Annotated in this window: 22 protein-coding genes, 1 tRNA gene and 1 pseudogene; 20 read left to right on the forward strand and 4 right to left on the reverse strand. The window is 61.0% G+C overall.

The features are described 5' to 3' along the window. The 15 genes and pseudogenes from FSY59_RS23515 to FSY59_RS27940 form a co-directional block, all read left to right on the forward strand. Nucleotides 1-160, forward strand: a pseudogene (locus FSY59_RS23515) (electron transfer flavoprotein subunit alpha/FixB family protein); the annotation flags it as partial. 111 nt (nucleotides 161-271) lie between these two features. Then, entirely contained in the window at nucleotides 272-1,258 is a 987-nt protein-coding gene (locus FSY59_RS23520; RefSeq protein WP_003052184.1) for a tripartite tricarboxylate transporter substrate binding protein, read from the forward strand. A 78-nt stretch (nucleotides 1,259-1,336) separates the two neighbouring features. Continuing rightward, nucleotides 1,337-2,881 carry a class I adenylate-forming enzyme family protein gene (locus FSY59_RS23525; RefSeq protein ID WP_148729791.1) on the forward strand — a complete coding sequence of 515 codons (1,545 nt, stop codon included), beginning with the start codon at nucleotides 1,337-1,339 and terminating at the stop codon, nucleotides 2,879-2,881. Nucleotides 2,882-2,923: 42 nt separating this feature from the next. Next, nucleotides 2,924-3,694, forward strand: a complete 771-nt coding sequence (locus FSY59_RS23530) for a class II aldolase/adducin family protein (RefSeq protein WP_003052188.1) — start codon at nucleotides 2,924-2,926, stop codon at nucleotides 3,692-3,694. Between the two features lie 185 nt (nucleotides 3,695-3,879). Continuing rightward, a complete protein-coding gene (locus FSY59_RS23535; protein WP_003052189.1) occupies nucleotides 3,880-4,809 on the forward strand; it encodes a glyoxylate/hydroxypyruvate reductase A in 930 nt (309 codons plus the stop codon). A gap of 68 nt (nucleotides 4,810-4,877) precedes the next feature. Then, on the forward strand, nucleotides 4,878-5,864 hold the full coding sequence (locus tag FSY59_RS23540) for a tripartite tricarboxylate transporter substrate binding protein (protein ID WP_003052191.1): 987 nt from the start codon (nucleotides 4,878-4,880) through the stop codon (nucleotides 5,862-5,864). 144 nt (nucleotides 5,865-6,008) lie between these two features. Next, nucleotides 6,009-6,085, forward strand: a tRNA-Gln gene (locus tag FSY59_RS23545). A 546-nt stretch (nucleotides 6,086-6,631) separates the two neighbouring features. Next, complete coding sequence (locus FSY59_RS23550) at nucleotides 6,632-8,818, forward strand: TonB-dependent siderophore receptor (RefSeq protein WP_255439698.1); 2,187 nt, start codon at nucleotides 6,632-6,634, stop codon at nucleotides 8,816-8,818. Nucleotides 8,819-8,830: 12 nt separating this feature from the next. Then, nucleotides 8,831-9,124 (forward strand): hypothetical protein, encoded by a 294-nt coding sequence (locus tag FSY59_RS23555; RefSeq protein WP_043006710.1) that lies wholly within the window; start codon nucleotides 8,831-8,833, stop codon nucleotides 9,122-9,124. Continuing rightward, complete coding sequence (locus FSY59_RS23560) at nucleotides 9,124-10,845, forward strand: PepSY domain-containing protein (RefSeq protein WP_003052197.1); 1,722 nt, start codon at nucleotides 9,124-9,126, stop codon at nucleotides 10,843-10,845. Before FSY59_RS23555 ends, FSY59_RS23560 begins: the two co-directional genes overlap by 1 nt. Then, nucleotides 10,842-11,183 carry a DUF3325 domain-containing protein gene (locus FSY59_RS23565; protein ID WP_019043583.1) on the forward strand — a complete coding sequence of 114 codons (342 nt, stop codon included), beginning with the start codon at nucleotides 10,842-10,844 and terminating at the stop codon, nucleotides 11,181-11,183. Before FSY59_RS23560 ends, FSY59_RS23565 begins: the two co-directional genes overlap by 4 nt. A gap of 109 nt (nucleotides 11,184-11,292) precedes the next feature. Then, nucleotides 11,293-12,474, forward strand: coding sequence for an efflux RND transporter periplasmic adaptor subunit (locus tag FSY59_RS23570; RefSeq protein ID WP_148729793.1), 1,182 nt, complete (start codon nucleotides 11,293-11,295; stop codon nucleotides 12,472-12,474). Beyond that, the gene (locus FSY59_RS23575) at nucleotides 12,468-14,438 is read left to right on the forward strand and encodes an ABC transporter permease (RefSeq protein WP_148729794.1); all 1,971 of its coding nucleotides are present in this window, start codon (nucleotides 12,468-12,470) and stop codon (nucleotides 14,436-14,438) included. Before FSY59_RS23570 ends, FSY59_RS23575 begins: the two co-directional genes overlap by 7 nt. 2 nt (nucleotides 14,439-14,440) lie before the next feature. After that, entirely contained in the window at nucleotides 14,441-15,829 is a 1,389-nt protein-coding gene (locus FSY59_RS23580) for an efflux transporter outer membrane subunit (protein WP_148729795.1), read from the forward strand. Nucleotides 15,830-15,843: 14 nt separating this feature from the next. After that, complete coding sequence (locus FSY59_RS27940; protein ID WP_080571290.1) at nucleotides 15,844-16,086, forward strand: transcriptional repressor; 243 nt, start codon at nucleotides 15,844-15,846, stop codon at nucleotides 16,084-16,086. Between the two features lie 446 nt (nucleotides 16,087-16,532). On the opposite strand, the gene FSY59_RS23590 is transcribed toward FSY59_RS27940, so the two are convergent. After that, on the reverse strand, nucleotides 16,533-16,952 hold the full coding sequence (locus tag FSY59_RS23590) for an SDR family oxidoreductase (protein WP_222864303.1): 420 nt from the start codon (nucleotides 16,950-16,952) through the stop codon (nucleotides 16,533-16,535). A gap of 611 nt (nucleotides 16,953-17,563) precedes the next feature. Between FSY59_RS23590 and FSY59_RS23595 the strand changes: the two genes are divergently transcribed. The 4 genes from FSY59_RS23595 (at nucleotide 17,564) to FSY59_RS23610 (ending at nucleotide 21,088) form a co-directional block, all read left to right on the forward strand. Continuing rightward, on the forward strand, nucleotides 17,564-18,502 hold the full coding sequence (locus FSY59_RS23595; RefSeq protein WP_003052208.1) for an ABC transporter substrate-binding protein: 939 nt from the start codon (nucleotides 17,564-17,566) through the stop codon (nucleotides 18,500-18,502). An 81-nt stretch (nucleotides 18,503-18,583) separates the two neighbouring features. Further along, entirely contained in the window at nucleotides 18,584-19,483 is a 900-nt protein-coding gene (locus FSY59_RS23600) for an ABC transporter permease (RefSeq protein ID WP_232536050.1), read from the forward strand. Next, a complete protein-coding gene (locus tag FSY59_RS23605; RefSeq protein WP_148729796.1) occupies nucleotides 19,476-20,276 on the forward strand; it encodes an ABC transporter ATP-binding protein in 801 nt (266 codons plus the stop codon). Before FSY59_RS23600 ends, FSY59_RS23605 begins: the two co-directional genes overlap by 8 nt. After that, nucleotides 20,276-21,088: an alpha/beta hydrolase gene (locus FSY59_RS23610; protein ID WP_043374722.1), complete on the forward strand. Its 813-nt coding sequence runs from the start codon at nucleotides 20,276-20,278 to the stop codon at nucleotides 21,086-21,088. The genes FSY59_RS23605 and FSY59_RS23610 overlap by 1 nt, the downstream gene beginning before the upstream one ends. Nucleotides 21,089-21,118: 30 nt before the next feature. On the opposite strand, the gene FSY59_RS23615 is transcribed toward FSY59_RS23610, so the two are convergent. The 3 genes from FSY59_RS23615 to FSY59_RS23625 all read right to left on the reverse strand — a co-directional run bounded on the left by FSY59_RS23615 (nucleotide 21,119) and on the right by FSY59_RS23625 (nucleotide 25,106). After that, nucleotides 21,119-21,796, reverse strand: coding sequence for a GntR family transcriptional regulator (locus tag FSY59_RS23615; RefSeq protein WP_003052217.1), 678 nt, complete (start codon nucleotides 21,794-21,796; stop codon nucleotides 21,119-21,121). A 65-nt stretch (nucleotides 21,797-21,861) separates the two neighbouring features. After that, nucleotides 21,862-23,649 carry an allophanate hydrolase gene (gene atzF / locus FSY59_RS23620; protein WP_003052219.1) on the reverse strand — a complete coding sequence of 596 codons (1,788 nt, stop codon included), beginning with the start codon at nucleotides 23,647-23,649 and terminating at the stop codon, nucleotides 21,862-21,864. A 560-nt stretch (nucleotides 23,650-24,209) separates the two neighbouring features. Next, nucleotides 24,210-25,106: a LysR family transcriptional regulator gene (locus tag FSY59_RS23625; RefSeq protein ID WP_148729797.1), complete on the reverse strand. Its 897-nt coding sequence runs from the start codon at nucleotides 25,104-25,106 to the stop codon at nucleotides 24,210-24,212. A 105-nt stretch (nucleotides 25,107-25,211) separates the two neighbouring features. Here FSY59_RS23625 and FSY59_RS23630 point away from each other — a divergent pair, with 105 nt between their 5' ends. Next, on the forward strand, nucleotides 25,212-26,174 hold the full coding sequence (locus tag FSY59_RS23630) for a tripartite tricarboxylate transporter substrate binding protein (RefSeq protein WP_003052223.1): 963 nt from the start codon (nucleotides 25,212-25,214) through the stop codon (nucleotides 26,172-26,174). The last annotated feature ends 4 nt before the right edge of the window (nucleotides 26,175-26,178 follow it).

Consider the following 26,178-nt stretch of genomic DNA (forward strand, 5'->3'; position numbering starts at 1 on the left):
CGGCATCTCGGGAGCGATCCAGCATCTGGCGGGCATGAAGGACTCCAAGGTGATCGTGGCGATCAACAAGGACCCCGAGGCACCGATCTTCTCGGTGGCCGATTACGGGCTGGAAGCCGATCTGTTCCAGGCGGTGCCGGAGCTGGTGAAGACAATCTAAGCGTTGCCATGGCAATGCGCGGCCCGGACAACGGTGTCCGGGCCCTGGCCAGAGCGGCACACAAGGTATGTGCCCCGGCCCCACCTGGTTCAGAGATTCAGGAGACAAGACATGCAGATTTCCCTTGACCGCCGCAGCCTGGTTCTCGCCACGGCCGCCTTTTTGACTGCCGCTGGCACCAGCGCATCAGCCTGGGCACAGTCCGGCGACTATCCTTCGCGGCCCGTCACGCTGATCGTGCCGTTCCCGGCCGGCGGTCCCACCGACCGCCATATGCGCACGCTGGCCGATATTGCGGGCAAGCAGCTGGGCCAGCCCATCATCGTCGAGAACAAGCCCGGCGCGGGCGGCACGCTGGGTCCCGGCGCCATGGCGCGCACCGCCAAGCCCGACGGCTACACCATCACCCAGTTCCCCATGTCCATGCTGCGCATGGCGCATATGCAAAAGACCGCCTGGAACCCGGTCACGGACTTCACCTACATCATCGGTGTCTCAGGCTATACCTTCGGCTTCACGGTGCGCTCGGACTCTCCCTACAAGAGCTTCAACGAGTACATCGCCGCCGCACGCAAGACTCCTGGCAAGATCGAATACGGCTCCACGGGCATAGGTTCCTCGCCGCATCTGCTGATGGAGGAGCTGGCCGAGAACGCCAAGGTCACTCTCAATCATGTGCCTTTCAAGGGCAACGCCGACCTGCAGCAAGCCCTGCTGGGTGGTCATGTGGCCGCGCAAAGCGATGCCTCGGGCTGGGACACTTACGTGAATGGCGGCCAGATGCGCCTGCTCATGACCTTTGGCGAAAAGCGCACCCAGCGCTGGCCCGACGTGCCCACGGCCAAGGAGCTGGGCTATGGCGTGGTCTCCACCTCGCCCTACGGTCTGGCCGGCCCCAAGGGCATGGACCCGGCGGTGGTGCGCAAGCTGCACGATGCCTTCAAGAAGGCCATGGATGATCCGCGCCACGTCGAGGTGCTCAGGCAGCTCAACCAGGATGCCTGGTACCGCTCGGGCGCCGACTATGCGCAATGGGCCAGGGAGGCCTTTGCCAAGGACAAGATACTGATAGACCGACTGGGTCTGGCTGCCAAATAAGCCGCTGTCTGCCCAAGCGCCTGCAGGGCCGGGGGCTCGCAGGTGCAGCCTGCTTGCAATTCCTGAATCGGAACCTTCATGACTGTCTGCCTGCCTTCTCCCGATGCCCCCTTCACCACGCTGGCCGAGCTGATCCGCAGCCATGCGCGCCAGCAGCCCGACCATGCCGCGCTGCGCGACGAGCAGCAGACCCTGAGCTATGCCCAGCTCGACGCCCTCATGGACCGCGTGGCCGCCGCGCTGCAGCGCGAAGGCGTGCAGCCGGGCAAGGCCATCGGCATCTGCGCGCTCAATTCCGTGCGCTATGCCGCGCTATTCCTCGGAGCCTTGCGTGCGGGCGTGGTGGTCGCGCCGCTGGCGCCATCCTCCACTGCCGAGAGCCTGGCTTCCATGCTGCGCGACGCCCAGGCGCGTCACCTGTTCCTCGACAAGGCGGCTCAGGACCTGGTGCCTGCCGACACAGGACTGCAATGCATCTCGCTGGATGGCGTGGCGCCAGGCACAGCCTTCGAGGAGTGGCTGGCGCCCGAAGGAGCGCAGCCCGCTGCCGTGAGTGTGGAGCCCGAGGCTGCGTTCAACATCATCTACTCCTCTGGCACCACGGGCACTCCCAAGGGCATCGTGCAGTCGCACGGCATGCGCTGGACCCATATCAACCGGGGCGGCGTCTACGGCTACGGCCCCGAGGGTACGACGCTGCTGGCCACGCCGCTGTACTCCAACACCACGCTGGTGGTGTTCTTCCCCACGCTGGGCAGCGGCGGCTGCGTGGTGCTCATGCCCAAGTTCGACGCGGCGCGCTATCTGCAACTGGCCCAGCAGCACCGCGTCACCCACACCATGCTGGTGCCTGTGCAGTACCAGCGCATCATGGCACTGCCGCAGTTCGGCGAGCATGACCTGTCGAGCTTTCAGGCCAAGTTCTGCACCAGTGCACCGTTTCGTGCCGAGCTCAAGGCCGATGTGGTGGCGCGCTGGCCAGGCAGCCTCACCGAGTTCTACGGCATGACCGAAGGCGGGGGTACCTGCATCCTCGAAGCCCATCTGTACCCGGACAAGCTGCACACCGTGGGTCAGCCCGCCGAAGGCCATGACATCCGCCTCATCGACGAGGAGGGCCGCGAGCTGGGTCCCGGCGCGGACGGCGAGGTCGTGGGCCACTCGGCCAGCATGATGACCGGCTACCACGGCCAGCCCGCCAAGACGCGTGAAGCCGAATGGTTCGATGCCACGGGCAAGCGCTTCATCCGCACGGGCGATGTGGGCCGCTTTGATGCCGACGGCTTCCTGACCCTGTTCGATAGACGCAAGGACATGATCATCAGCGGCGGCTTCAACATTTATCCCAGCGACCTGGTGGCTCAGCTGCGCGCCCACCCGGCCGTGGACGATGTGGCCGTTGTCGGCGTTCCCTGCGATCAATGGGGCGAGACGCCAGTGGCCTATGTGGTGTCGCGCACGGGCCAGCCGGCCCGGCCCGAGGAGATCATGGGCTGGTACAACCAGCAAGCCGGCAAGACCCAGCGCCTGGCCGACCTGCGCTTCATCGCCGAGCTGCCGCGCAGTGCCATCGGCAAGGTGCTCAAGCGCGAGCTGCGCGATCAGTACGCGGCGGGACGCTGAGCCTGTCTTTCATTCCACGATGCCCATCACGAGACCTATCCCATGAGTCATGACACCACGATGTCCGAAGTCCGCCGCCAGGTGACGCCCGAAGAGTGGCAAACCCGCGTCGAGCTGGCTGCCGCCTATCGGCTGGTCGCCCACTTCGGCTGGGACGATCTGATCTTCACCCACATTTCGGCGCGCGTGCCGGGCCAGCCCGACCAGTTCCTGATCAACCCCTACGGCATGCTGTTCGACGAGATCACGGCATCCAGCCTGGTCAAGGTCGATCATGAAGGCCAACCGCTGATGGAGAGCGAATACGACGTCAACCCGGCCGGCTTCGTCATCCACAGCGCCATCCACGACGGCCGCCCCGAGGTGCAGTGCGTGCTGCACACGCACACGCGCTACGGCGTGGCCGTCTCGGCGCAGAAGGAGGGGCTGCTGCCCATCTCGCAGCAGTCCATATTCCCGCTGGTGCGCCTGGCCTACCATGACTACGAGGGCGTGGCCCTGCGCGATGACGAGAAGCCGCGCCTGGTGGACGATCTGGGTGCCAGCAACTTCCTCATTCTGCGCAATCACGGCCTGCTGACCTGTGGACGCAGCGTGGCCGAGGCCGTGCTGGCCATGTACACGCTGGAGTCGGCCTGCCGCATCCAGATCCTGGCACAGTCGGGTGGCGGCGAGCTGACGCGGATTCCGCAGACCATCATTGCCGACGCGGTCAACCAGTCGCGCCAGGTCACCAAGGGCAAGGGCGCGGGCCTGGCCTGGCCGGGCCTGCTGCGCCGCCTGGACCGCATAGACCCAAGTTACAAGCACTAACCCCCCTGAGTCGCTGCGCGCCTTCCCCCCGTATGCACGGCGCCCTCTCTCGCTTCGCGGTGAGGGACGACACCCTCGCTGCGGGGCGGGGGGCGCGGCCGGCATAGGCCCTTGCTCGGTGTCCCGAGCTTGGGCTGCGGCCGTTTCGTAGGCAGCGAACAGTGCTCAGATTTATGGAGAAATCAATGGGAATCCTGGTCAACATCCACCCCAGCATGGGCGCGCCCATCGTCGATGCACTGCGTGCCATGGCGCCAGATCTGCGCGTCTGGGCCCATCGCGACGAAGCGCCTGCCGCAGAGGTCGAAACCATGCTGGCCTGGAGCCTCAAGCCCGGCGTGCTACCGGCCTATCCGAAGCTCAAGCTGCTGTGCGCGCCCAGTGCGGGCGTGGACAAGCTGCTGGCCGTACCCGATCTGCCGGCTGGCCTGCCCGTGGCGCGTACCGTCGACCCGCAGCAGCATGTGGAGATTGCCCAGTATGTGGTCGGCACCGCGCTGCGCCATACGCGCGAGCTGGATCTGTTCGCGCGCCAGCAGCAGGCGGGAGACTGGCTGCGCCGCCCCGTGCGCGCCAGCGCCGACTGCCGCGTGGGTATTCTGGGTCTGGGCGAGGTCGGCCGCTTCGTGGCTGCTGCCATGCAGGCCGTGGGCTATCCCGTCGCGGGCTGGAGCCGCAGCGCCAAGAACATTGCCGGCCTGACCACGCACAGCGGTGCCCAGGGTCTGCAGCAACTGCTGTCCGGCAGCGACATTCTGGTCTGCGCCTTGCCGCTCACGCCCGAGACACGCGATCTGCTGAACCGCCGCACGCTGTCCCTGCTGCCGCGCGGCGCCTACTTCATCAACGTGGGGCGCGGCGAGCAGGTGGTCGAGGATGAACTGCTGGCTCTGCTCGACGAAGGCCATCTGGCCGGCGCCGCGCTGGACGTGCTGCGCGAGGAGCCGCCCCAGCCCGGCAACAAGGTTTGGGGGCACGCCAAGGCCTTTGTCACGCCGCATATCGCGGCCCAGGCCTCGGCCGACACCGTGGCGCGCCAGTGCCTGGAGAACCTGCGCCGCCTGCGCGCGGGCGAGCCCTTGCTCAATCTGGTGGATGTTGCCCGCGGGTACTGAGACATCCCTGCCTTTCACTGCCGCGCTGACGCGCGGCACCTTCTTCCGAAAAGAACCAAGAGACATTCATGCCTTCGACATCTCGCCGCAGCTTTCTGCAATCGAGCGCCGCAGCCGGCGCCGCCATGCTGGCTCCCTCGGTCTGGGCCCAGAGCCCCTGGCCCTCCAAGCCCATACGCATCGTGGTTCCCTACACCGCGGGCGGCTTCACCGACCAGATGGCACGCCTGTTGCAGGTGGGTTTGCAGAAAGCGCTGGGCCAGCCCATCGTCATCGATAACAAGCCGGGCGCAAACAGTCTCATCGGTGTGGATCAGGTGGCAAAGTCTGCGCCCGATGGCTACACGTTCGGAGTGGTGATTGCCGCTTATGCGGCCAATACCACGCTGTATCCCAAGCTGCCCTACAACCCCGGCAAGGATCTGGTCGGCGTATCTCTGATGGGCATCTCGCCGCTGGTTGCAGCAGTGTCAAACAATGCACCGTTCAAGACCACGCAGGAGCTGATTGCCTATGCCAAGGCGCATCCGGGCAAGGTCAGCTTTGGCTCTTCGGGAAGCGGCTCCAGCGCGCATCTGACGACCGAGTTGATGAAGCTGCTGACCAAGACGGACATGATCCATGTGCCCTACAAGGGAGCCGCACCGGCATTGACCGACCTCATGGGTGGTCAGATCCCGTTGTTCCTCGATCCTCCGCCCAATCTGATCCAGCCTGCCAAGGCCGGTCGCATCCGCCTCATCGGCGTGGCCAGCGAAAAGCGGCTGGCGGTGCTGCCCGATGTACCGACGTTTGCCGAGCAAGGCATTCCCGAGCTGATGGGCAGTACCTGGGCCGCCATGATTGCCCCGGCAGGAGTGCCCAAGGAAATTGTGCAGCGCATGTCCGCCGAAGTCGCTCGCATCATTCGCAGCCCTGAAATCACGCAGCGCATGCAGCAGACCATGGGCACGTTTGCCGAAGGATCGACGCCCGAGGAATGCGATCGCTTCATCGCTGCGGAAACCGCCAAATGGGGCAAGGTCATTCGCGAGGCCAAGGTCACGCTGGACTGATGGCGGCGCCTGCAGCGGGTCACGGTCGTGCCGCGATAGCTGCCGCGACGCGCCTGGCAGGGATTGAGTGCTTCCGCCTTCAATCCTTGATCCGCGGAGTTCTCTGAAAGCTGGGGAAAACCGCGCTATAATCACGTTCTCTTTAGGGGAGTCGCCAAGCTGGTTAAGGCACTGGATTTTGATTCCAGCATGCGAAGGTTCGAATCCTTCTTCCCCTGCCAAGATATAAAAGCCCCGGTTGTTCATGCAGCCGGGGCTTTTTCTTTGTGCTCGATGCGCACTGCCCTCTTTGGAAGAGGGCCTGCTACAGCCATTGAGTGACGCTCATGCCGTGTATCTTCCATGCGCCAGAAGCACGGGGCGCTTCGCAAAGTCCACTTTTCAATCGGAAGCCGCTCGGCGAGTCGCCACGCAGCGCCTGACCGCCTTGTTACTGCACCGCAGCCGGCTTGATGCCCGGTGTGGATAGCATCAGCCCGGACATGAGCCAGGCAACAGGCTGGCAGATGCGCCACGATACGGTCTGCAGAGACAGGTGCTGTCGTTTTACAAAACAGTAGCAATTTTTTTACCTGAGCTTTACAATCTGCGCGCAAATGGGATTGAGAGTGATTCTCGTTCTGTTCATTGCTGCCAGCCCGTATACGGTCTCTCCGTTCCAGCCACAGCGTCATAGGTTCTTCGGCATTCCCTGCCTGAAGAGAACACCCAGGTTTGTTTTTTTTACGCTCATGCTGGAACGCTCGTTTTGCCCCGTAGCCGGGGCTTTGCCATTTCGTCTTCACGCCACGGCTGTGGCAGTCAGTGTGCTCTGCCTGCTGCCCGGTATCGGTCATGCACAGGAGGATGCTGGATCGACACTTGCGGAAGTGACCGTGCAGGAGAAGGCCGTTCCCAATGTCTATGGGGAGTCGAGTGACTCCTATGTGCCAAGCGCAGTGGAAGTCGGCAAAGCGGCGCAGTCTCTGCGCGAGGTTCCGCAGTCGGTGACGGTGGTGACCCGACAGCGCATGGACGATCAGGCCATGCGCACGCTCGATGATGTGATGAACTACACCACCGGGATCACGCGCGAAGAGACCTGGCTGGACACCACCTATCTGTCCCGCGGCATGAACATCACCAACTTCCGCTTTGATGGCGGTGCTGCCAGCTCCTCTCGTTCAGGCAGCCGCAGTCTGGACATGGCGCAGTTTGACAGCGTCAGTGTGCTGCGCGGGGCCGACGGTCTGTTCGGCGCGGGCGAGGCGGGCGGAGTTCTGAACTTCACCTACAAAAGGCCCCAGGCCAAGCGTCAGACGCAGGTTCTGCTTTCCGGCGGAACCATGAGCAACTACCGCGCCGAGCTGGACACCACGGGCGCGTTGAACGAAAGCGGAACTCTGCGCGGCCGTTTCGTGGCCGTGAACCATGACCGCAAGGAAATGGCCACGCCCTCCACGCTCAAGCGGCAGATGCTGTATGGGGCGCTGGAGATGGACCTGACGTCCAGCGCAGTCGCCACACTGGGTGCCAGCTATCAGAAAGATAGAAATACGGGCTTCAATGCCAGCCTGCCGCGCTATGCGGACGGCAGTGATATCGGCTTTGCGCGCAATACCAACTTTGGCGCGCCCTGGAACTGGATCAATCGCGAAAACACCACGGTCTTTGCCAAGCTGGAGCAGCAGCTCGGCAACGACTGGCTTCTCAAGACCCAGCTAAGGCACACCCGCTTCAATGAAGGCGTGAACGGCGCGGAGATTGAGAGTTCGCCAGATCCCATCACGCTGCAGGGGGCTGACTGGTGGATTCATCAAGCCAGGTCACGCGAGCGTGAAACCAGCTTCGACATCAATTTGCAGGGTGGCTTCGATGCCTTCGGTCAACGGCACGATGTGATCCTTGGTTTCGATCAGCACCGAAACAGCAATACCTATCGGAGCCTGTGGCCGAGAGTGGGGCCGGCCGACGTCTTCAACCGGATTCCACCGCAAGACCCGGGCTATCCGCTCGGTGACTGGACCAGCGGCTCGCAGGCAAAAACGCAAAAGAGCGGCCTCTATGGCTCTATTCGCCTGCGTCCCGTTGAGCGCTGGTCCGTGGTTTTGGGCGGACGCTATGTGCTGCAGGATCGCAATACCCAGCACGACATGAATGGCGCGCTCACGGCCAGCAGCCGGGAGTCGAATGTCTTTGTGCCCTATATGGGGCTGATGCATGAGCTGACCAAGTCCACCAATCTGTATTTCAGCACCGCCGAGATCTATCAGTCTCAGGCCGGAAAGTTCTCAGCACCGCTGCCTGGAACGCCGCTGGATCCGGTGCGTGGCCGTACCTACGAGCTGGGTGTCAAAAGCGAGCTGACCCCCAATCTGATCGCCAGTGCGGCATTGTTTCGTACCGACAAGAAAGGCGAAGCCGTTTACGACCCCGCTTACCCCCAGACCGATTGGCGCGGCGGTTGCTGCTACTTCCGCGACGGCTTCAAGCTGAGCCAGGGCATCGATCTTGAGATGACGGGGCGAATCACTCCCAATCTGCAGCTGGCTGTGGGCTATACCTACAACAGCAACGAAGACAGACGCAAGGACAGCGCCCAGTTCAGCACGGTCACGCCGCGCCATCTGTTCAAGGCCTGGGCGGACTATCGCTTGAGCGGCGACTTGCGCGGCTGGAGCGTGGGCGGCGGTGTGGTGGCGCAGAGCTCGAATTACCGGGCTTCGGGCATCAGCGCTTACAACCCGGCTACGGGCCGTTATGACGGAGCCTGGACGCCTTACAACTTCACTTCCCCGGGCTACGCCGTCTGGTCTGCACGTGCTGCCTATGCGTTCAACAAGGACTGGAGCGTAGCCATGAATGTCGGCAACCTGTTCGACAAGACCTACTACAGCACAGTTGGTTATGCGGGCTACGGCAACTTCTACGGCGAAAAGCGTACGGTTACCGTGTCGCTCAAGGGCCGTTTCTGACGAGGCGTGGCAATGTCGCAATCCGATGATTTGCACGCCGGCTGGGCTCTGGGGGCGCGTTTGACGGCTGCGGTGCTGGGAGGCTATGCCGTCTCCAGCGCCTGGGTGGTCTTGTGCGGCGCCATGAGCCAATCCCGTGTCGAAACCATGGTGGGCGGCATGCAGTCCAGCTGGCTTTGGTATGTGGCGGTGGTGATCGGGGCCTTCAGCCCGGTATCGCCGCGTCGGATCTGGGGCGTGCTGCTCGTTCTGATTCTCGCCATGCTTGCAGCCACTGCAGCCCTGATCTTCCTGAAGGCACGCTGATGCAGCCGGCAAAGAAGCAATCGGGTGCAGGCAAAGGCAGCTTCCGTCAGGCCCAGGCATGGTTGCATACCTGGTGTGGCCTATGGTTCTCCTGGCTGCTGTATGCCGTTTTTCTGACGGGTACGCTGGCCGTCTTCGAAGAGCCCATCACCCATTGGATGACCCCTGAGCATCATGCCCATGAGCGAGCCGAGGCCAGGCAGGCAGGCACTGTGCCGCAAGCACAGGCTTCCCTGAGTCAGCGTCTGCAATGGGGCATGGCATACATGGAGCGGCAACACCCTGGTGCAGACATGTGGGAGCTCTGGCCTGCAGACTCCAAAGGGGGCGGGGATTTGCGCGTCTACTGGTTCGATCGCGAGGGGCAGTATGCGGCGGCCCAGCTGGATCCGAAGTCCGGCAGCGCCATGGACGCCTCTGAAGCTCCCAAGGTGCGCCAGACATTGGGAGGTCATCATTTTGTGGACTTCCACTACCAGCTGCATGCAGGACAGCTCGGACTCTGGATTGTGGGCATCGCCGCGCTTGCCATGCTGGTGGCGCTGGTCAGCGGAGTGATTACCCATCGACGAATCTTCAAGGACTTCTTCACCTTCCGCGCCCGCAAAGGACAGAGAAGCTGGCTGGACATGCACAACGCCGTGGCGGTGCTGACTTTGCCTTTCCAGTTCATGATCGCCTACACAGGTATCGCCATATCGTGCTCGACCTTCATGCCTGCCGGTATTGCGGCCTACTTCGGCAGCAGTGCCGAAGCCCTCAAGTCTTTTCAGGTGGCGCTGAATGAACCAGGCAAGCCACAGCGCTCGGGGCAAGCCATGCCGGTGCCGGATCTGGAGTCTTTCGTGCTGCGCGGGCAGGCCTTGATCGGACAGCCTGTGCGGGCTGTGGTGATCGACTACCCCGGAGATGCTGCTGCGCGTATCGGTGTCTATGGCTGGAATGATGCCGATGATCTGAGCAAGCGTCTCAGTCCCACCAGCGGCATGGCCATGTTCTCGGCTGCCACCGCAGAGCTGCAGCAGCTGCGCCTGCCGGGTGGCGTGGATGGCGGAGCGGCCGCGCTCACGCAATCGGTGATCGGCGGGCTGCATATGGCGACATATGGCGGGCTGCCGCTGAAGTGGCTTTACTTTGTCTGTGGCCTGGCTGGCAGCGCCATGATGGCCACGGGGGCGATCCTCTTCATGGTCAAGCGGCGCGCCAAACACCAGGGAGAGTTTGGTGCCAGCACCTCCATGGTCTACCGGATGATCGAAGCCGCGAATGTGGCAGCGATTGCGGGGCTGGGTATCGCCTGCGTGGGTTTCTTGTGGGCCAACCGTTTGCTGCCCGTCGAGATGCCGCTGCGCTCCAGATGGGAGCTGGCGGTGTTCTTTGCGCTTTGGATGCTGGCGCTCATGCACGCACTGCTGAGGTCGCCGTCCATGGCCTGGCGTGATCAGATGGCGGCGCTGGCGGTGCTTTGTCTTCTGTTGCCGGTGCTGAGCTTCGTGACGACCGGCGATCACCTGGCTGCCTATCTTCAGGAAGGTGACTGGGAAAGCGCAGGGGTGGAGATTTTTTCTCTGGCTGTCGGGGTGGCTGCGGCTGCAGCCTGGGCCTGGATGCGCAGGGCCGAAAGCTTCAAAGCTGTGCGAAAACAGAAGCCCGCTGAGACATCCCAGAACCTGGCCGTTGCCGTGGATCCCGGTGCAGTGCGGAAAGAGAGTCTGCCATGAGCCTGTGGCAGTCATCATTGCAGGCGCTTGCTCTTTCGATAGGAGGCATGACGGCTCTGGCTTTTGCCATGGATCGCCATTACGCACAACTGAGACCGCTGGACGAGGTGCCGGCAGCGCATCGCACGGCGCTGCGTGTGCTGGGAGCAATGCTTTTGCTGGCCGTCTGTCTGCCTGCCATGCGCGGCTGGAGCGCAACGGTTGGCAGCGTGCTCGTGCTGGGGTTCTGGAGTCTGGGAGCACTCGCCACGGTCGTGGGATTGCTGGGGTCGGCTCGCTACCTGGTACTGGCTGCCACCGTGGCGGTGCTGGCGGTCGCGGCCAGCTGCTTTTGGTGACCAAATCCTTGAAGCCCGAACGGCTTCTTATCTTCAATCGCCGCGACTCGTTGCTTGGTCACGGGTTTCGGCAGCGATTGCAAATTGTTTTCTGGAGAGTGCAAGCTTGATGAAGGTGGGACAAGTCAAACGCTGGGGCGGCCTCGGGCTGCTGCTGGTCTGTGCTGCAGGCACTGCCCTGTGGTGGGGAAGTCGGCCCAGGGTGGAGTACCAAAGTGTTGTGGTGCAGCGTGAGGATGTGGAGTCCACGGTCACCGCCATCGGCACCTTGCAGCCCAGAACCTATGTCGATGTTGGGGCGCAGGTCTCGGGTCAGATCACCCGTTTGCTGGTCAGTCCAGGAGCCCAGGTCGAAAAGGGCGCTTTGCTGGTGGAGATAGACCCCAGCGTGCAGCGCGCCACCGTGGATGCGGGAAGAGCGTCGCTCGCGAGCCTGCGTGCCCAGATCGCCGAGCAGCAGGCGCAGCTGAAGCTTGCCAGCCAGCAGTTGAAGCGACAGCAACAGCTGGCATCCGAAGAAGCGACCAGGCAGGAAGACGTGCAGATTGCCGAAGCCCAGGTGGCAGGTGCGGCGGCGCGCATCGATCATCTCAAAGCGCAGATGCAGCAAACCCAGGCCAGCCTCAAGGCCGATGAGGCGCGTCTGGGCTACACCCGCATCTATGCCCCCATGTCGGGCACGGTGGTGTCTGTCGATGCACGTGAAGGCCAGACCCTGAATGCAACCTATCAGACGCCCAATATCTTGCGCATTGCCGATCTGACGGCGATGACGGTCTGGACCGATGTTTCGGAGGCCGACGTGCGGCGCGTGAGAGCCGATATGCCCGTGTATTTCACGACGCTGGGCAGTGCCGGCCAGGAACAGGCACGGCGCTGGAATGGCCGGGTGCGGCAGGTGCTGCCTGCGCCGCCGGCCAGCGTCGCGCCCGCAGCGGGCAGTGCGGCGACGCCTGCTGCAGCCACCAAGGCCGTGACCTATACGGCATTGTTTGACGTGGACAACAAGGATGCTGAACTGTTGCCGCAGATGACGGCACAGGTGGTCTTTGTGACCGGCAGTGCGCCGCAGGCCTTGACGGTTCCATTGACAGCGCTTCAGTCGGAGAAGGAGCCGCAGTCGCAAAGCGTCCGGGTGCTGACGGCCCAACGCCAGCCTGAGCTGCGCAGCGTGAGGCTGGGCGTCAGAAGCCGCCATCAGGTGCAGGTGCTCGATGGCGTGACCGAGGGCGAGCGCGTCATCGTCGGCGAAACCCTGATTCCCGGGGGCCTGCGGTGGTTGCAATGGTGAATGCGATAGAGCAGGCTGCGCTGATTTCGCTGCGTGGCATTCGCAAGCACTATGGCGGTGTGGGCGACCAGCCGTCGGTGACCGTATTGCATGGCATCGATCTGGATATTCGCGCAGGCGAGTATGTGGCCGTGGTGGGCAGCTCGGGCTCGGGCAAGTCCACCTTGATGAATATCCTGGGCTGTCTTGATAAGCCTAGCGAAGGTTGCTATCGGTTTCAAGGTCAGGACGTGTCCTTGCTGGACTCGGATGCCCTGGCCTGGTTGCGTCGTGAAGCCTTCGGTTTCGTGTTTCAGGGCTACCACCTGATTCCCAGCGAGAGCGCTTCGGAGAATGTGCAGATGCCTGCGATCTACGCAGGTCTGCCCAAGGAGCAGCGGATGCACAGGGCTCAGTTGCTGCTCGAGCGCCTGGGCTTGGGGGCGCGCCTGGGCAATCGGCCCAATCAGCTCTCGGGCGGTCAGCAGCAGCGCGTGTCCATTGCCCGGGCACTGATGAACGGTGGCCACATCATCCTGGCCGATGAGCCTACCGGGGCGCTTGACTCGCATAGCGGCGCCGAGGTGATGGCCTTGCTGCGCGAGCTGGCCGATGCGGGACACACCATCATCGTGATCACGCATGATCGCGAAGTCGCCGCACAGGCGAGACGTGTGATTGAGATCAGCGATGGTCGCGTCGTCAATGACAGTGCTGCGCATGGTGAGCAGGCCCCTGGTGAGGTGCCGCCGCTGACGCCGCAGCGCAACAGCGCAACGTCGGCAATTTCCTGGATCGCTGAAATCTCCGAAGCTACACGCAGTGCCTGGCGCGGAATGCGCATGAATCGGGTGCGTACCAGCCTGACCTTGCTGGGCATCGTGATCGGTGTGGCCTCGGTGATCGTCATGCTGGCCATCGGTGAAGGTGCCCGGCGCAAGGTGGTCGAGCAGATGGGCACCATGGGAACGGCCATTCTCTATATGGGCAGCAAGCCGCCGGCCAGCGGCGGACCTGCAGGCCAGATCACCGAAGACGATCTGGCGGCCATGCGGGAGCTGTCCTCGGTGCGCCGGGTGATGCCCGTCATCGGAGACCCCGTCACGGTGCGCTATGGCAAGGCAGACAAGCAGGTCTATGTGTTTGCGGCCAGCCAGGAGATGCCGCTGGTCCACCACTGGAGGGTTGCCCAGGGTCGCTACTTCACCGATGTGGAAGACCGCGATCTGGCTCCGCTGGTGGTGATAGGGCACAAGGCACACCGGCATTTCTTTCCCGAGGTCGCCAACCCCCTGGGTCTGCAGCTGATCATCGGCAACTCGGCGTTCGAAGTCATAGGCGTCATGAGCGAGCGCGGGGCTGACTCTGGCGCCCAGGACTATGACGACATGGTCTTCATTCCCTATCAGTCGGGACGCGCCAGGGTCTATCAGGCGCAGACCCAGCCCGATTACGTGGTCGTGGAGGCCAGCTCCTCGGAGCAGGTCCATGAAGCCGAGCAGTCCATCCGCAGTCTTTTGCTGGCGCGGCACGGCGGGCGGGAGGACTTCGGTATCGGCAATGCGGCGGCCCGTATTCAGGCCGAAGCCGCAACACGCCAGAGCATGGCCGTGATGCTGGGGCTGATTGCCGCAGTGTCCCTGGTGGTCGGAGGCATAGGGGTCATGAATGTGATGCTGATGACGGTGCGCGAACGCACCAGGGAGATCGGCATCCGCATGGCGGTAGGGGCCAGGCAGCGTGACATCCTGCGCCAGTTTCTGACGGAAGCCAGCATGGTGACCATTGTGGGCGGCGCGGTAGGCCTGCTTGCGGGGCTGGGCATCGGACTGGCGCTGATTGTTTCGGGGGTAGCCGTTGTGTTTTCTGTGAAAGCCATGCTGGGGGCATTTGCCTGTGCGGTGCTTACGGGTCTGGTGTTTGGCTTCATGCCGGCCAGAACGGCAGCGCGCTTGGAGCCCGTGCGAGCATTGGCGGGAGAGTAGGCATGTACAGATGGAATGCAGTCCTGGCGTCGCTCGCCTTGGCTGGATGCGCGACAACGCAATCGCCTCAAGAGGCCAGAACAATGGCTCTGGATATTCCGCAGTCCTGGGCTCTGGAGAGGGGCGCTGGCAGCGAGGAAATCAGCACCAGCTGGTGGCAGAGCTTTGGCAGCACGGAGCTCAGCGCCTTGGTCGAGCAGGCCGCAAGCCACAGCCTGGATGTGGCGGCCGCCGTGGCGCGGGTGCAGCAGGCGGAGGCCAGAGCCGCCTATGCCGGCGCGGCTCTCTTGCCGGAAGTGAATGCAGATTTCGGGGCCACGAGATCGGCTGCGCTGGACAGTCATACGGAAAGAAACGCCAGCACCTGGCGGGTCGGCCTGTCGAGCAGTTACGAGCTGGATTTCTGGGGGCGTCAGCGCGCCTTGAGGGATGCGGCCGAGTCGGGCAGACAGGCCAGCGTCTTCGACCGCGAGACAGTGCGTCTGACGGTCACGGCCTCGGTAGCCCAGGCCTGGCTGCAGTGTGTGGGCTTGCGTGAGCGCGCTGAGATTGCCCGGCTCAATCTCGAGATTTCCGAGCGGCTGCTGAAGCTGGTGGAGTCCAGGGCCCGCTACGGGGCGGCAAGCTCCGTGGAGCTGGCCCAGCAGCGCGGCCAGGTCGCCGCTCAGCAGCGTGCCCTGGCTTCGCTGCGCAAACAGACGGCTGACGCGCATGCGGTGCTGGCCCTGCTGTCGGGGCAATGGTCCATGGACCTGGTGAGCGAGACGAGTCTTTCGAATCTGAAGGTGCCGGGCATTGGCTTGGGCGCGCCTGTGGATCTGATCACACGCAGACCGGACATGGCGAAGGCCGAGGCATTGCTGCTTGCTGCGGATGCCAATCTTGGCGCCGCCAGGGCCGCTATGCTGCCTCGCGTGACGCTGAGCGCAGGCCTGAACTCCGAGAGCGGAACATTGGGCAGGGTGCTGGAGAACCCCCTGTCCTCGCTGGCCGCAGGAATCCTGGCTCCGATTTTTGATGCCGGGCGACTGGCCTCGAGCCGGGACCTGGCTGCAGCACAGAAGCAGGAGCTGGTGATTGCCTATCGCCAAGCCATACTGCAGGCCTTTGGCGACGTTCAAACCGCCTTGAATGCGGTCGATGGTGTTGAGAAGCAGGCGCTGGCCCAGGCCGAGGAACTGGCCCAGGCACAGAGGGCACTCTCGTTGGCCGAAAGTCGATACAAGGCCGGAGCGGACAATCTGCAGACCTTGCTGGATGTGCAGCGTGTGGCCTATCAGAGCCGGGATCTGGCCGTTCAGATCCGTCAGGAGCGTCTGCAGGCGAGCATCGCTCTATACCGGGCCCTGGGAGGCGGCTGGAGACGAACCCCGGAAGGGCCAGAGGGTTGAGGAATGTCAGCGTGATGCAACGGTTGAGGGCTGCAGGGCTTCGTCCAACCGTCGCCAGAATTGGGGTGCTGCAGGTCCTGCTGAGCTCTGCTCCACATGCGCTCAGCAGAGACGAGATCTATCGTCAGCTATACCTTCGGGGAACCCCAGTCAGTGTGGGAACCGTCATGCAGGTGGTGGCCCAGCTGAGCAAGCTGGGGGTTGTGCATCACAACGGCAGACAAGGTCGGGAGTCTGGCTACCTGCTTCAAAGTTGAGTCACTCTGCAAGAAGACTTCCATCTGCGGGGGGCGGCATTTGCAGTCGTCCGGTAATCAAAGCCAGATGTTTGCCTGTGGTCTGAAACCCCTGCGAGGTCGAGCCTGACGCTTTGACCTGGCGCCTGCATGGACAAGAATAAAGCCATATCCCAAAGCATTGATTTTTTGTAAGAGCGCTTGAACATGAGCCGCAAAGGCAATTGCTGGGTGAACGCTCCCACTGAAAAGAGTTGCCTGCTACGGCAAAAAATGTCGATAACAGGCAAAAAGCTATTTGGATAAAACTTGGACTGGTTTTACGTGGCTGGACCAAGCTTTTGTCCGTATCTCCGGCGGCTCAGTTTTACGTGGAGACCAAACGCATGCGGATGCTGTCGAAGTCGGCGCGCAGCAGTTCGGGGGCGGTGGGCAGTTTCATCGTCGGCTCCTTTCGAGGGCAGCAATCAGACCTGGGCCTGGCCGCCATCGGCGAACAGCTCGATGCCGTTGACAAAGGCCGAGTCGTCCGAGGCCAGGAAGACGGCGGCCTTGGCGATGTCTTCCGGCTGGCCCATGCGGCCGAGCGGCACCTGGGTGGTGAGGTAGTCGAGCAGGCCCTGCTGCTGCGCGGCATCCGGTCCGGCCAGTTCCACCAGGCCCGGGGTATGGATGGGGCCGGGCGACAGTGTGTTGACGCGGATGGCGCCTGGGGTGAGTAATAGAGACTCGCCTTTGAATGATTGACGCTGCGCACCATTTGCAACCAGTGCAACGTGAAAATCGAGGTGGTAGTGAGGCTCGAAACGAAAATCGGCAAACCTAGCTGTGCTCAAGACAAGGCCAGGTATGGCTGTGGTGTGACTGTATTGAATCTCGTCACGCAAGACGTCTTCTCCGGTATGTTCTGCTGACTAGTCTCACAGAAACGAGCAGTCTGCACTGTTGTTCATCGCTGTCCCATTCTGCTCTTGGGGCTTTGAAATCGGTTTCAACAACGCTTGCGGCCGTACGTTGCCCCCTGCTGATGCAGCCTGGTAGATCTGTGCCGATTCATAGCAGATTGACCAAGTTTGCTTTGGTAGGTCAGGTGTAATTGCACAATCAACCTGATAGCTGGACTGCAAAGATATCGAGTCCTGAAAAGGTCTGATTTAGAGAGCAGCTGCTGGCCGGACTCAGCCGGTCACGATGAGCAGTTCGGTCAACTGCGGCCAACATATGCTGTCGACTCGAGATGAATGCGCACTGGACGCTGGGCCAACACAGAGCGCAGAGCGGCATACCGAGTCCATTTCGGTGCACGGCGTGCATAGATGGAGCATGTCAGCGTGTGGAAACGCACGGAAACAGTGTGTAGCCGACGTAATTTGGCAATTTTCAAAGAGAAAACGTGATTGGCACGGCGCTTGCTTGAAGTGTTCTATGCGCTTGTGTACAGGCATGTATTCAAGTGACACGCGTTCTCTCTCTTTGACTCCTCTACAAAGGAATTGCCATGCTGTCTCGCCGTCTTTTGCTCGCCTCTTTGACTACTACTGCCATGGCCCTGTCGGTGACGGCTCCAGCACAGGCCGCTGACAAGGTCATCAAGGTGGGGACGCTCAAACTGATTCATGGCATCACGCCTTATTTCTACGATAAGTTCACACCGGCGGGCTACAAGATCGAAGTCATCCCGTTTGAAACACCTACCGATGGCAAGAATGCCGTAGTTACCAAATCTGTGGATTTCGGTACCTACGGTCTGGCCGCTGCCACCCTGGGTGCTGCGGCGGGCGAGCCGGTGGTCATAGTCGCGCCGACCTGCAATGGCGGTATGGCGATTGTGGTGGGCAAGAACAGCGGCATTGGCAACTTCAAGGCGCTCAAAGGCAAGCGAGTGGGCATTCTGCCCGGCTCCACGCAGGAAGCGGTGTTTCTGGATCGTCTGAAGGCTGAAGGCATGACTCTCAAGGATGTGAAGTCCGTGCGCGTGTCCTTCAGTGAGATGGCGGGTGCGCTGGAGCGTGGAGATATCGATGGCTATGTGGGCGCAGAACCTGGCCCTTCCATCAGCGCTATTCGCGGTGTGGGCAAGGTTCTCGAGTTTCCTTACAGCACGCCCACGGGCAAGGTCAACATGGTCATGACCACCCATGCCGACACTGTCAAAAGCGATCCGGAACTGACCAAGGTATTCCTGGAGATTCACCGCAAGGCCTCCGAATACGCCATGGCCCATCGTCCTGAACTGGTACAGATGGCAGGGGCCAAGCTGGGTCTGCCCGCCGATGTGGCCAATCTGGCTGCAGACAATGTAGAGCTGACATGGAAGATCGATCAGGACTGGATCAACCGCAGCAAGTACTACGGCTCGCTGATGCTGGAGCGCAAGCAGATTCGCAAGTTGCCTGATTACGGCAGCTTCATCGTGACGGGTTTCAACCCGAAGTAACGCGGCGAGGCCTGGCTGTGCACGACGCGGTCAGGCCTTGACGCCGTTGAGCTGTTATTGCCTGCTTTTGGAATCCCTGCCATGTCATTCTCCACTCTTGACCCTCAAGCACATGCGGCTGTGGCGCCCGCAGTGCCCGTCAATCACGCTGCTTCAACGTCTGCGGATCTGGTTATGCCGCCGCAACCCAATGCCGTCAAGGTTTGGATGACAAGCTGGCTGGTGCCTGCTGTGCTTCCACTGTTGTTGCTGATCGCTTGGGACTTGGCCGTGCGTGCGACCGGAACCATGCTGGTTCCTTCACCCAAGGAAGTCGGGTTGATGCTGTGGGACTTCGCGTTTGGTGGCATCTATGACGATGCCTTCAGCGAAACTCTGGGCATCCACTGGTTGAAGTCCATGTCTCGTGTTTACGGAGCTTTTGGACTGGCTGCTCTGCTGGGTATACCCCTGGGCCTGGTGATCGGTAAAAACGCCGCCGTACGCCGCTTTGTAGATCCCACGCTGCAAATGCTGCGCCCTGTGCCTGTGACGGCATGGCTTCCGCTGTCAATGATCTTCTTCGGTGTCGGCCCCAACGCGGCCATCTTCCTGGTGTTCCTCGGGGCATTTTTTCCCATTGTCATCAACACCACCTTTGGTGTGAAGTCGGTGGAGCCTCGTCTGTTTGAGGCCGCCGCCATGCTGGGCTGTCAGGGCGCTTCCATGTTTCGTCAGGTAGTGCTGCCAGCGGCCATGCCATCCATCTTCAATGGCCTGCGCCTGGGTCACGGCATTGCATGGTTTTTGATCGTGGTCGGTGAGATGACGGGCGTTCCCGAAGGACTGGGTGCCGCCATCATGGACGGTCGCATGCTCTCGCGCACTGATGTGGTGATTGCCGGCATGGTCGTCATCGGCTTCACTGGCTTTGTCACCGACCGTCTGCTGGTCGCACTCAACAATCGTCTGCTCAAGTGGAGCCCGCAACACAATGTCTGAAATCCTTGTTCACCGTACTCCCGCACCCATTCTGGACATTGCCAATGTCAGCAAGGTCTTCAGTTTGAATGGCCGTCCCATACACGCGCTGAAGGACGTGAACCTGAAGATCCAGAAGGGCGAATTCATCTGCTTGATTGGTGCTTCGGGCTGTGGGAAATCCACGCTGCTGCGCATCATGGGAGGCTTTGAGAAAGTCTCCACGGGCGTGGCCAAGATGTATCACACGCCTATTGCCGAGCCCGGGCCGGATCGAGGCATGGTTTTCCAGGACTATGGTTTGTTTCCATGGCTCACCGTGCGTCAGAACATAGCATTTGGTCCCAAGCAACGAGGCCTGACGGAGGTCAAGCTCAAAGAAATCTCGGATCACTATCTGCACATGGTGGGACTGACCAAGTTTGCAGATCATTTCCCCAACCAGCTCTCAGGCGGCATGAAGCAGCGCGTATCGATCGCGCGAGCGCTGGCCAATGAGTGTGAAGTACTGCTCATGGACGAGCCTTTCGGTGCACTGGATGCGCTGACTCGCGAAGTGCTGCAGCAGGAGCTGCTGGATATCTGGGAAAAGACCAAGCTGACCGTGATTTTCGTCACCCATGCAGTGGAGGAGGCTGTTTTGCTAGCTGACCGCGTGGTGGTCATGACGGCCGGTCCAGGCCGTGTCGAGCGTGACTATCGCATTCCACTGGAGCGCCCGCGCCATATCACGGCGCCAGAATTCAACCTGGTGCGCAAGGAGTTGACAGAAATGCTCAGCAGTCATGTTGCGCATCATGCCAAGGCCGCCTGATGCTGGACTGTTTGTTGAACCTGCCGCAGGTCGTGCGTGATGCGGCCTACGACAATACCCGTGCCGTCGCCAACAGTGCTCGGCAGCTCGCTGATTTCGAAGCCCGCAGTGCGGAGCTGGTGCAGCGATCTGCTGGACAACTGGATGTGCCGTTTGGAACGGCCGAGCGTTTGCGCTACGACTTCTTTGAGGGCGAGTCCGGTGCCAGTACGCTGCTGTTCATTCATGGCGGCTACTGGCAGATGCGCCACAAGAACACTTTTCGGTTTGTGGCTCAGGGCGCGCTCGCGCATGGACTGCATGCTGCTCTGATTGGATACACGCTGGCCCCCGAGGCCACGCTGACTCAGATCGTGGAGCAGGTGAGATCAGGCATCGCGGCTGTCCGCAGCCATGCCTTGCAGCAGCGCGGTAACGGACGCATCCTGCTATGCGGTTGGTCTGCGGGGGGGCATCTCACCGCGATGGGTCTGAATTGCGAGGGAGTGGTTGCAGGTCTGGGCATCAGCGGCATCTACGACCTGGCACCGATTGCTCATACCTATCTGAACCAGGCGCTCCGGCTATCTGGCGCTGAAATCGAGCAACTGAGCCCCTTATGCCTGCCTGCAACCCGCAAGCCGTTTGTGACAGCCTATGGAACGGCAGAACTTCCCCAATTGCAGGCGCAGAGTCAAGCCTTTGCGGCCTATCGCCGTGACATGGAGGGTGATGCAGAAGTCGCCATAGAAGGCGCGGATCACTTCAGCATCCTGAATGCGCTGGCTCAAGAGGATGGAGTGCTGCTGCAGGCCTTGCTGCAGCACCGGTGATCCAAAGATCAACGACAGTGCTCGTGAAACCTAAAGGCAAGGCTGCTTCTGCCTTGCATTCTGCAGAGTATGCAAAGTGATGTTTTTTACCTCGTCACGGCTCACACGGATATGTTGCTGCAGCAACGACTTGGCCTGCAAGCCGTCTCGGCTCAACAATGATTTGAGGATGTCGCCATGCTCCTCGTAGGTCACGTCAATGCGGTAGTTGCGCGTGAATTCCAGGCGCCGCACGATACGAATTCGGTCCGTGATATCTCGGTGGATGCGGGCCATTTCCTGATTGCCGCTGGCCGCCACCAAGGCCATGTGAAACTGCTCATCGTTGCGCGAGACAGTGGCTATTTCAGACAGCCGTTGTGGCGCGGGGATGCACCATAGCGCGGTCAGCTCATGCAGGCGTATTTCCAGGTCGGGGGTCTGAACAAGTAGATCCAACGCTGCGCATTCCAGTATCGAACGCACATCGTACAACTGCTCGAACATCGTGAAGTCAATGCTGTTCACGATCCAGCCAAGCTTGGGTATGACGGAGATATATCCTTCGCGCTGCAGGCGCACGAGCGCCTCGCGCACAGGGGTTCGGCTCATGCCGAGATCCGCGCCAACTTCGTTTTCGCTGAAGCGGTCACCAGGAACATATTGAAAATTGTCCAGGGCTTGGCGTAGTTTTTCGTAAGCAAGGCTGGCCAGGCTGGTGGAAGACATGATGTGGGCTCCTTGTTTTTTCTTTGGCTGCTGCGCCGCACAGGGGCTGTGCGCCGCAGCGTGCTTCACAGAGACTGGCAGTACGCGCGCCAGCCGCCGAACGCGGTGATGTCCCGGGCCTGCGTCAATGCATGGCCTTCGCAGATAAAGCCTTTCACGCTGCGTCCATCCTGCAGCTGCACCGAACCAATGCCCAGAGGCGTTGGAACGCCGGCTACAAAGCGGCCAAAGTTGGCAATTGGCATGTCCCACACTTCGACTGTGATGGCAGCCCCTTCGTCTGACCGTGCCATTCCAGGTTTGGGAGGTACCGTGCCTTGCAGGGCATACAGGCGGTAGTCTGAGGCGGTGCTCGTCTCCTCGCGAAAGCGCGCACCACAAGCCAGCAATTCATGGTTGAGAGGCATGCCACGCAGATGTGCACCCACCACGGCGACTTCGATGGTCTCGCCTTGTGTCGGTACCCGCCATGCTGGCAGTGAGCCAGCGTTTTGGGCGGGAAGGCCTGTCACGCCGGCACACAGATTGGCTTGTGCTTCCAACTGCTGTGCCCAGCGCACCAGATCAGGCTCGCGCCAGCCCGGCGCTATCAAGGTGATGCCAAAGGGCAGGCCGTCTGGCAGTTGCGATGCAGGGATTGCGATCGCCGACCAACCGAGAAGATTGACGAAATTGGTATAGGTTCCCATCTCCGAGTTGACGCCGATCGGGTCAGCTTGCACCTCGGCCATGGAGGGGTGGCGTGGTGCGCTAGGAACACACAGCACATCACATTCTTGCCAGATATTCTCGGCTTCCTGTCTGAGGTCCTGCAGTTGGTACTGGGCATTGAAGGTATCGGCAGCGTTGAAGCGCTGGTGTACGTCCAGAACCTGGCGAATCACTGGCAGCAAGGCTTCTGGCTGTTGTTCGTAGATGCCGCGTGCTCCGACCACCCGTTCAGCGACCCAGGGGCCGTAGTACAGCAGGTTGGCGACTTCAAACAATGCATCAAAGGGCAAGGCTTGTACCCGTTCGGTTTGCGGCTTCAGACGCACAAGAAACGCAGCAAATGCATCCTCATAATCACTGGAAAGCTTGCGTGCATCAGGCACCCCCACGCGCAGTTGAGACAGCGGGGTATGTTTGGCGATGAAGGGGCGTGATCTGGCATAGCTGTCCTGTGCGTCAGGCCCTTCCATGAGTGACAGAACCAGAGCGCTATCGGCCACATTCAGCGCCAGAACGCCTATGCAGTCCAGCGTGCGGCAGGCAGGCACCAAACCAGTGCCGGGCACTGCACCGGGAGTGGGCTTGATTCCGACGATCTGATTGAAGGCCGCAGGAATGCGGCCCGATCCAGCCGTGTCCGTGGACAGGGCAAATGGAACCAGACCACGCGCCACCACAGATGCCGAGCCTGAGCTGGAGCCGCCGGAAATAAGTCTGCTGTCAAACGCATTGGGCACGGCACCAAATGGTGAGCGCGTTCCGACGAGACCGGTGGCAAACTGGTCCAGATTGGTCTTGCCCAGAACAATGGCTCCGGCTTGCCTGAGACGCTGAACGGCCACAGCATCGCGCTGTGCCTGGTAGGCGAAAGCAGGGCAGGCCGCCGTGGTGACAAAGCCCTCCACATCGATGTTGTCCTTGACCGCAAAGGGGATGCCGTACAAAGGCAGACGCTCACGGCCTTGGGTCTGCTGAAGTGCCTCCAGTTGCAGCAACTGCGCTTTCAATTGCGCGTCACTGGCAATGCTGATCCAGGCCGAGTCATCGCTGGTCAGACTACAGCGCTGCTGCTCAAGCAATGCAGCAGGGTCAGCGCCTTCTTGGTAAGCCCGCTTCCAATCTTCAAATGAACCAATCAGCATGATGAATACCCAAATGTATACAAGATGCTTGGTTTAAGCAGGTTGCGTGCCAGTTGGCTCTTCAAGGACCTGCTTCCAAAGAATGAAAGCGCATCAGCACTCTGAGACCGATCACTAGTCCAAGATTTCATCCGCCCCCCAATCGGTGTGATCGTGAGGACTGGCTATCGAGTGAACACAAATCTGCGATGCATTGGCCGGTTGTGTTTGAGCTGAGCCCCAGCAGTAACTGGCTCATTGATGTCTTTGTGCCTCGTCAACCAATCTTCGCTGTGCAGCGGTTGCTGTCACCCATGGTCTCCTCGCGAGCGTCCGGTCATAACCACATAGCAGTCATCCGAGCACCAAGGCGCGAGCTGGCCATAGGTATCCACCATGGGACTGCTAGATGTCCGCTATCGAGGTGCATCGACAGGCGTTGCCGACCCGCTGCCGTCGTTCGAATTTCCTTGGCGAACGTCTGCTTCGTCCATGTAAGCATTTTTACGCCCCCCGAAAATGCGTATTGCATGGTGTGCGGTTTGCCAAGAAGTCACGGGGCCCTATCTGGAGGCCCAAGGTCAACGCTCCTGCAAGCTGTCCTTCAAGGTCTCAATCGCTCTCGTTGCCGCGGGGCTGAGATATCCGCCGTTTCGCCTGATGATGCCCAAACGGCGGGATGACTTCCATCCCCCCTCCGGCTTGATGATGGCCAGTTGCTCCCTGAGCTGCCCCTCTCTCAAAACGGAATGAGGTACCAGCATCAGTGCATTTAATGAGTGCATGAGCATTACTTCACGCTGTGAAGAGCGCGAGGTCAGAACAGGCTCTGGCGGCTCCAAACCGTGTGCCTGGAAGTTGGTATCGAACTCTGTCCGCGTTGAGGTGCCACGCGCCATGACGATCCAGTGCGCTTGAGCCATGCCCGCCCAAGAGACTTCACCCTTTGCCTTTGCAAGAGGATGAGTTGCCGGTGCCATAGGAATCATCGGATCATCGATCAGCGTCTCCCAACTGAAAGAGCCTTCCGGCGCCCGACGCAAACCTATCAGGGCGAACTCCAACTCTCCTGCCGCAACGGCACGTGTGAGCGAATCCGTCATTCCCCCAGACAGGTCCAGATTGACGCCGCGCTCTATCAAGCTGACCGCCATAGCCTGAACCCACCGGTGAGGAACGCCATGCCCGATGCCACAACGCAGCAACCCAGTACGGGTCTGGCGCAGGTCTCTCAGTTCCGCATAAAGGTCGCTCGCATCCAGATCAATGCGCTGTGCCCGTTTCAGAAATGCATTTCCGAACTCAGTCGGCCGCATTCCGCGTGGCATTCGCTCAAAGAGCTTGACCTTCGTAGTTCGCTCCAGCCTTGTCACGGCTTTGCTCAAGGTGCCTGGCGTAATTCCGAGGCGACCGGAAGCACCGGTGAGCCCACCCTCCTCTGCAATCACCAAAGCCAAATGCAGGTCATCAAGATTCATGGTTTTCCAAAGTGGAAAAGGTCTCCATGAAATGTAGCTTGCTGCAGTGAGGGCTGCAACCTATCGTCCCTGCATCCAAGAAAACAATCAGGAGACGGCAATATCATGAATCGCAGCGCCATTCTGCTCGGGGCCTTGCTTGCATCTGGGGCAAGCGTTACATGGGCTCAATCGTCATATCCCTCGCATCCAATCACCTTGATCGTCCCGTTCGCCGCTGGCAGTGGAACCGATATCGGCGCACGGGTGCTGGCCAAGGATATGAGCGATATTCTGAAGGCGCCGGTCATCGTCGAAAACAAGCCGGGAGCCAATGGGGCCCTTGGATCTGCGACAGCCGCCCGAGCCAAGCCGGATGGCTACACGCTACTGGTTGGTTCGGCAACAACCAATGCTGTCAATTTCTCGTTCTTCCCCAGCAAGCTGGGCTACGAACCCAAGTCATTCGATGTGGTCGCAGGCGTCGGCACCAGCCCGATCTCCCTGTACATTGGGACCAGCGCCAAGTGGCGCAACTTGGCAGATTTGCTGGCATACGGCAAGGCGCATCCTGGCCAACTTCGATGCGGCAGCGGAAATTCAGTCACCCAGGTGAGCTGTGAGCTTTTCTACAAGCTGACCGGCATTGATGCGACGACCATTCCTTACAAGTCCAACCCTCAGTCTCTGACGGATCTTGCTGGAGGGCATATCGACTTTGCGTTTTCCGACGCCTCGGTTGCCAAGACTTTTCTGGACACCAAGAAGATCAGCCCGATTGCCGTGGCCGCACCCAAGCGATACCCGGCGACGCCGGAAGTCCCGACCTTTGTTGAGCAAGGTGTTGCGGGTCTCGAGGTCACCGCATGGACCGCGGTGTTTGCACCAACTGGCACGCCAGCACCCGTCATTCAGAAGCTGCATGCGGCTGTTCTCAAGTCGTCGCATTCACCGGAGTCGGTGCAGTTACGTGCGAGCAGCGGTACGCAGCCTCTAGAGCTCAACCGTGAGGAAAGCAGCCACTTTGTCAAGGAAGAAATCAAGCGCTGGGAGGCGTATGTCAAGAGCAGTGGCGTCAAGCCGGAGTGATGCC

Origin of the sequence: Comamonas sp. Z3, assembly GCF_008121565.1 — a bacterium.
Classification (GTDB): domain Bacteria; phylum Pseudomonadota; class Gammaproteobacteria; order Burkholderiales; family Burkholderiaceae_C; genus Comamonas; species Comamonas brasiliensis.